This is a genomic window from Burkholderia sp. Ac-20379, assembly GCF_017104645.1.
GTDB lineage: Bacteria > Pseudomonadota > Gammaproteobacteria > Burkholderiales > Burkholderiaceae > Burkholderia.
The window spans coordinates 1-6,417 of record NZ_JAAGPF010000381.1 but is presented as its reverse complement, the minus strand read 5'-3'; the positions used below and the strand labels follow the sequence as shown (position 1 = coordinate 6,417).

Here is a 6,417-nt window from a genome sequence, read left to right as displayed (position 1 = left end):
CGTGGCTGGTAGACGAACACGCGCTGCTGCGCCGCGTCGGCTCGCCGATCGCGTTTCCCGACGCATTCGACGGCCCGCGCCTCGCGCACGACCTGCGCGGCCTGCCGCCCGACGCCGTCGAGCGCGGCTACCGGCGCGCGCTGGAGACGGCCGCCGCGCTCGGCACGGGCTGGCTGGTGCCGATGGGCTTCGAGCGCGGCGTCGCCACGCCGCTGATGACGGCGCATCCGCCGCCGGCCGCGTCTCGCGACGCGTTCGAGCGCCCGCCGGTCGACCTGTCGCGGCCGATCGGCGACGCGCTGCTGATCGCGCTGAACCCCGAGCTCGACGCCACCGCCTCGGTCGATCCGGCCTGCCTGGCCGGCGTGCCGGGTGCGTTCACGCGCTTCGCGCCGCTGTCGGCCGGCCGCCGTGCCAAGGCCGCGCCGCTCGGGCCGATCGCGCTGATGCCCGGCGACGTGACGCTGCTGCGCGCTTCGCATGCGAAGCCGGTCAAGGCCGGCAAGGATGCCAAGGCAGACAGGGCCACTGGCCGCGCGCCGGACGACGATGCCGGCAAGACTGCGTCGAACGGCGAGGCCAACGCGGCCTCGCCCGATAACGCCGCTGCCGCCGGCCGCGGTCGCGCCCGCTCTGCCGCCCAGACCACCCTCGCTGCCGCGCTCGAAGCCGACCGCATTGCGATCGAACGCGTCGAACCGAGCGTGGACGGCGGCCGCTTCGCGGCCAAGCGCGTGGTGGGCGAGCAAGTGGAAGTGCGCGCGACGCTGATCGCCGACGGCCACGCCAAGCTCGGCGCGGCGGTCGCCTGGCGCGCCGCCGACGAAACCGAATGGCGCGAAGCGCCGCTCGCCCCGCTCGGCAACGACCGCTGGCGCGCCTGGATCCCGCTCGACCGGATCGGCCGTCATCTGTTCCGGATCCTCGCCTGGCGCGACGACTGGGGCTCGCTCGTGGTCGACATCGGCAAGAAGCACGCGGCCGGGCAGGACGTCGCGCTCGAATTGCAGGAAGCGCGTGCATTGCTGGCGAGCGCGCTCGATGCGGGCCCCGGCAGCAAGAGCGGCAAGAGCAAGGCTGCCAAGGGCGAGGCCAAACGCGACGCAAAGCCCGCGACCCAGTCTGCAACGAAGCTCGACGTCAAACCCGACCCGCAACTCGCGCCGCGCCCCACCGACGCCGCCCTGGCCGACGTCCGCCGCCTCGCCGATGAATTCGACGCGGCCGACGCCGCCGGCCAGCTCGCCCTCGTGCTGGCGGCACCGTCGGCGGCCATCTACGCGGCGCTCGGCCGCCGCACCGCGCTCACGCAGGATCCGGCCGTCTACCCGATCGAGGCGGAGCGGCGCGCCGCGCGCTTCAGCAGTTGGTACGAAATGTTCCCGCGCTCGGCCTCGGACGACGTGAACCGCCACGGCACGTTCGAGGACGTCGCGCGCCATCTGCCGCGCATCCGCGAGATGGGCTTCGACGTGCTGTATTTCCCGCCGATCCACCCGATCGGCCTGACCGCGCGCAAGGGCCGCAACAACAGCCTGCGCGCCGGCCCCGAGGACGTCGGCAGCCCCTATGCGATCGGCTCGCCGATCGGCGGCCACGACGAGGTGCATCCAAGCCTCGGCACGCTCGGTGCGTTTCGCACGCTGGTGAGCGAGGCGCACGCGCACGGCATCGAGATCGCGCTCGATTTCGCGGTGCAGTGCTCGCCCGATCACCCGTGGCTCGCGCGCCATCCGGGCTGGTTCGCGTGGCGGCCGGACGGCTCGCTGCGCTTCGCGGAGAATCCGCCGAAGCGCTATCAGGACATCGTCAACCCCGATTTCTACGCGTCCGACGCGATGCCCGAGCTGTGGACGGCACTGCGCGACGTGATCCTGCACTGGGTGGACGCGGGCGTGAAGCTGTTCCGCGTCGACAATCCGCACACCAAGCCGCTGCCGTTCTGGGCCTGGCTGATCGACGAGGTGCGCACGCGCCATCCGGACGTGGTGTTCCTCTCGGAAGCGTTCACGCGCCCGGCGATGATGTATCGGCTCGCCAAGCTCGGTTTCTCGCAGTCCTACACGTATTTCACGTGGCGCGAGACCAAGCACGAGCTGCGCGAGTATCTGACCGAGCTGGCCGACGGCCCCGCGCGCGATTTCTTCCGCCCGAACTTCTTCGTCAACACGCCCGACATCAACCCGCGTTACCTGCACCACGCGCCGCGCGCGCAGTTCGTGATCCGCGCAGCGCTGGCGGCGCTGCTGTCGGGCGTGTGGGGCATGTACAGCGGCTTCGAGATCGGCGAATCGGCCCCGCTGGCCGACGACGGCGAGGAATACCGCGACGCCGAGAAATACGAACTGCGCGCCCGCGACTGGAAGCAGCCGGGCCACCTGAGCGCCGAGATCGCGCTGCTGAACCGCGTGCGGCGCAGCAATCCGGCGCTGCAGACGCATCTCGGGATCCGCTTCCTCGATGCGCCGAACGATTCGGTGCTGGTGTTCCGCAAGGCCACGCCGAGCGGCGACAACGTGATCGTGGCCGCCGTCAGCCTCGATCCGTGGGCGCCGCAGGCCACCGATTTCATGCTCGACCCCGCGCTCTACGCAACCTGGGGCGTGCCCGAGGGCGCGGCGCTGCGCAGCGTCGATCTGGCCAGCGGCCACACCGGCCACTGGCACGGCGCCCGCCAATACGTGAACCTCGATCCGCACGCGCTGCCGTTCGCGATCTGGCGCATCGCGCCGGACGCCCCGCGCACACGCGGCGCAACGCCGGGCGATGCCGGCGAGGGAGACCGCCGATGATCCGCGAAGAACCGCTCGACCATCTGCAACGCGCCCCGTTCCAGCCGGCGGCCGGCGCCCCGCGGCGCAACGCGCGCCGCAGCGCCGCACGCTTTTCCGATCGCGGCGCGCTGACCGGCGATCCGCTCTGGTACAAGGACGCGATCATCTATCAGTTGCACGTGAAGTCGTTCTTCGATTCGAACGGCGACGGCATCGGCGATTTCCCGGGCCTGATCTCGAAGCTCGACTACATCGCCTCGCTCGGCGTGGACGCGCTGTGGCTGCTGCCGTTCTACCCGTCGCCGCGCCGCGACGACGGCTACGACATCGCCGATTACCGCAACGTCCATCCCGATTACGGCACGCTGGCCGATGTGCGGCGCTTCATCCGCGAGGCGCATGCGCGCGGCATCCGCGTGATCACCGAGCTGGTGATCAACCACACCTCGGATCAGCATCCGTGGTTCCAGCGCGCGCGCCAGGCGAAGCCCGGCTCGGTGCATCGCGATTACTACATGTGGTCGGACACGGACACCAAGTTCGCCGGCACGCGCATCATCTTCGTCGATACGGAACCGTCGAACTGGACCCACGATCCGGTGGCCGGCCAGTACTACTGGCACCGCTTCTACTCGCATCAGCCCGACCTGAATTTCGACAACCCGGCCGTGGTGCGCGAGGTGCTGCAGGTGATGCGCTTCTGGCTCGACCTCGGCATCGACGGGCTGCGGCTCGACGCGGTGCCGTATCTGGTCGCGCGCGAAGGCACCAGCAACGAGAACCTGCCGGAAACGCACGCGATCCTCAAGAAGATCCGTGCCGCGATCGACGCCGAGTATCCGAACCGGATGCTGCTGGCCGAGGCCAACCAGTGGCCCGAGGACGTTCAGGAGTACTTCGGCCGCGAGGACGAATGCCACATGGCGTTCCACTTCCCGCTGATGCCGCGCATCTACATGTCGATCGCGAGCGAGGATCGCTTCCCGATCATCGACATCATGCGGCAGACGCCCGAACTCGCGCCGAGCAGCCAGTGGGCCATTTTCCTTCGGAATCACGACGAACTGACGCTGGAGATGGTGACCGACGCCGAGCGCGACATGCTCTGGCAGACCTACGCGAGCGAGCGCCGCGCGCGCCTGAACCTCGGCATCCGCCGCCGCCTCGCGCCGCTGATGGAACGCGACCGGCGCCGCATCGAACTGATCAATTCGCTGCTGCTGTCGATGCCGGGCACGCCCGTGATCTATTACGGCGACGAGCTCGGGATGGGCGACAACATCCACCTGGGCGACCGCGACGGCGTGCGCACGCCGATGCAGTGGTCGGCCGACCGCAACGGCGGCTTCTCGCGCGCCGATCCCGAGCTGCTGGTGCTGCCGCCCGTGATGGGCGCGCTGTACGGCTACGACGCGATCAACGTGGAGGCGCAGTCGCGCGATCCGCATTCGCTGCTGAACTGGATGCGCCGCATCCTCGCCACGCGCCGCGCCACGCAGGTGTTCGGGCGCGGCACGCTGCGCTTCCTGCGCCCCGAGAACCGCAAGATCCTCGCCTATCTGCGCGAGCTGCCCGACGCCACGCCGGTGCTGTGCGTGGCGAACCTGTCGCGCGCGTCGCAGGCGGTCGAGCTAGACCTGTCGGAATTCGCTGGCAGCGTGCCGGTGGAAATGACCTCCGATTCGCCGTTCCCGGCGATCGGCGAGCTGCCGTATCTGCTGACGTTCCCGCCCTACGGCTTCCTGTGGTTCGCGCTGACGCCGCACGGCGCGGAGCCGGTGTGGCATCGCCCGCACGCCGAGCCGCTGCCCGAATACACCACGCTCGTGATGCGACGCGGCGACGTGCATCCGGCCGCGCCGCTGCTCGCGTCGCTCGAACCCGAGGTGCTGCCGCACTGGCTCGCACTGCGCCGCTGGTTCGCCGCGAAGGATCGCGCGCTCGGCGGCGCGCGCTTCGAATGCGTGACGCCGATCCCCGGCGAAACATTTCAGTATGCCGAAGTGGCGGCGCGCTCGGACGGCCGCGAGGAACGCTACGTGGTGCCGCTCGCGGCCGCCTGGGGCGACGAGACATCGCATCCGCTGTTCATGCGGCTCGCGCTGGCGCGCGTGCGGCGCGGCCCGACGGTGGGCTACCTGACCGACGCGTTCGCGCTGCCCGGCTTCGCGCACGGCGTGCTGCGCAAGCTGGCCCAGCGCGCCAGCGTGCCGCTCGCGAACGGCGGCACGCTGACGTTCTCGCCGGAACCGTCGCTCGAGGATTACCGCGAGACGCTCGGCGACGCCCCGGACATCCGCTGGCTCGCGGCCGAGCAGAGCAACAGCTCGCTCGTGATCGGCGAGACGCTGGTGCTGAAGCTGGTGCGGCGCGTGGCGGGCGGCATCCATCCCGAAGCCGAGATGAGCCGCTACCTGACGCGCGCCGGCTACCGCAACGCGCCGGCGCTGGTCGGCGAAGCGCTGCGCATGGGCGAGGACGGCACGCCGCACACGATCGCGATCGTGCAGGCCTTCGTCGAGAACCAGGGCGATGCGTGGACGCACTCGCTCGACTTCGTCAAGCGCGCGGTGAGCGATCTCGCGCTGACCGGCGCCGCCACACCGGAGGACGCCGACGCGGCGCTCGCCGACCCGGAGGCGCTCGATGCCTACGCCGATTTCGCCGGCGCGATCGGCACGCGGCTCGGCGAATTGCACGCCGTGCTGGCCGGGCCGAGCGACAACCCGGCGTTCGCGCCGGAGCGCGCCACGCCGGCCCATGTCGAGCGCTGGACCCGCGACGCCACGGCGATGGTCGAACGCGCGCTCGATCTGCTCGCACCGCGCCTCGACGAGCTCGACCCAACCGCGCGCGACGCCGCGCACACGCTGCTGGCCTCGCGCGACGCGCTGCTGGCGGCGCTGGCCGCCAGCGTGCCGCGCGGGCTGGACGCGATCTGCACGCGCATCCACGGCGATTTCCATCTCGGCCAGGTGCTCAACGTGAACGGCGACGCGATGCTGATCGATTTCGAGGGCGAACCAGCGCGCGCGCTGGACGCGCGCCGCGCCAAGTCGCATCCGCTGCGCGACGTGGCCGGGCTGCTGCGCTCGCTGTCGTATGCGAGCGCGGCCGCGCAATTCTCGATCGAGAAGGCGCCGCTGCCCACCGCCGACCTGAAGCGCACGCTGTTCGACCGCTTCGGCCAGGCCGCCGCCGACCGCTTCCTCGCGCACTACCGGCGCGCGATCCGCACCGCGCCCGAGCCGTTCGTCGCGCCCGCCGACGAGCACCGGCTGCTGATGCTGTTCCTGATCGAGAAGGCCGCCTATGAGATCGGCTACGAGGCCGCCAACCGCCCCGACTGGCTGCGCGTGCCGGTGCTCGGCCTGGCCGCGCTCGCCGCGCAACTGCTCGCTGCCCCTACCGATACGTCTTCCCCTGCCACCCCGCCCTCCGACGCGAAGGACGCCACATGAGCGAGATGTTGTTTGACCAGGCCGATATCGATGCACTGCTCGACGCGCGCCACCCCGACCCGTTCGCCTGCCTCGGCCCGCACCGGCTGGGCAACCGCCGCGTGGTGCGCGCGCTGCTGCCCGGCGCGCATCGCGTGCAGGCCGTGGCGCTCGATGGCGGGCGCGTGCTCGGCGAACTCGAA

Annotated in this window: 2 protein-coding genes and 1 pseudogene; all 3 read left to right on the top strand. The window is 71.0% G+C overall.

The annotated features are described in order from the left end of the window. A partial coding sequence (locus tag G3N92_RS35165) for an alpha-1,4-glucan--maltose-1-phosphate maltosyltransferase (protein ID WP_241015091.1) occupies nucleotides 1–2,792 on the top strand: 2,792 nt, incomplete at its 5' end. Continuing rightward, a complete protein-coding gene (gene treS, locus G3N92_RS29420) occupies nucleotides 2,789–6,235 on the top strand; it encodes a maltose alpha-D-glucosyltransferase (RefSeq protein WP_206131089.1) in 3,447 nt (1,148 codons plus the stop codon). The genes G3N92_RS35165 and treS, both read left to right, overlap by 4 nt. Beyond that, a pseudogene (locus G3N92_RS29415) lies at nucleotides 6,232–6,417 on the top strand (1,4-alpha-glucan branching protein); the annotation flags it as partial. The gene treS and the pseudogene G3N92_RS29415, both read left to right, overlap by 4 nt.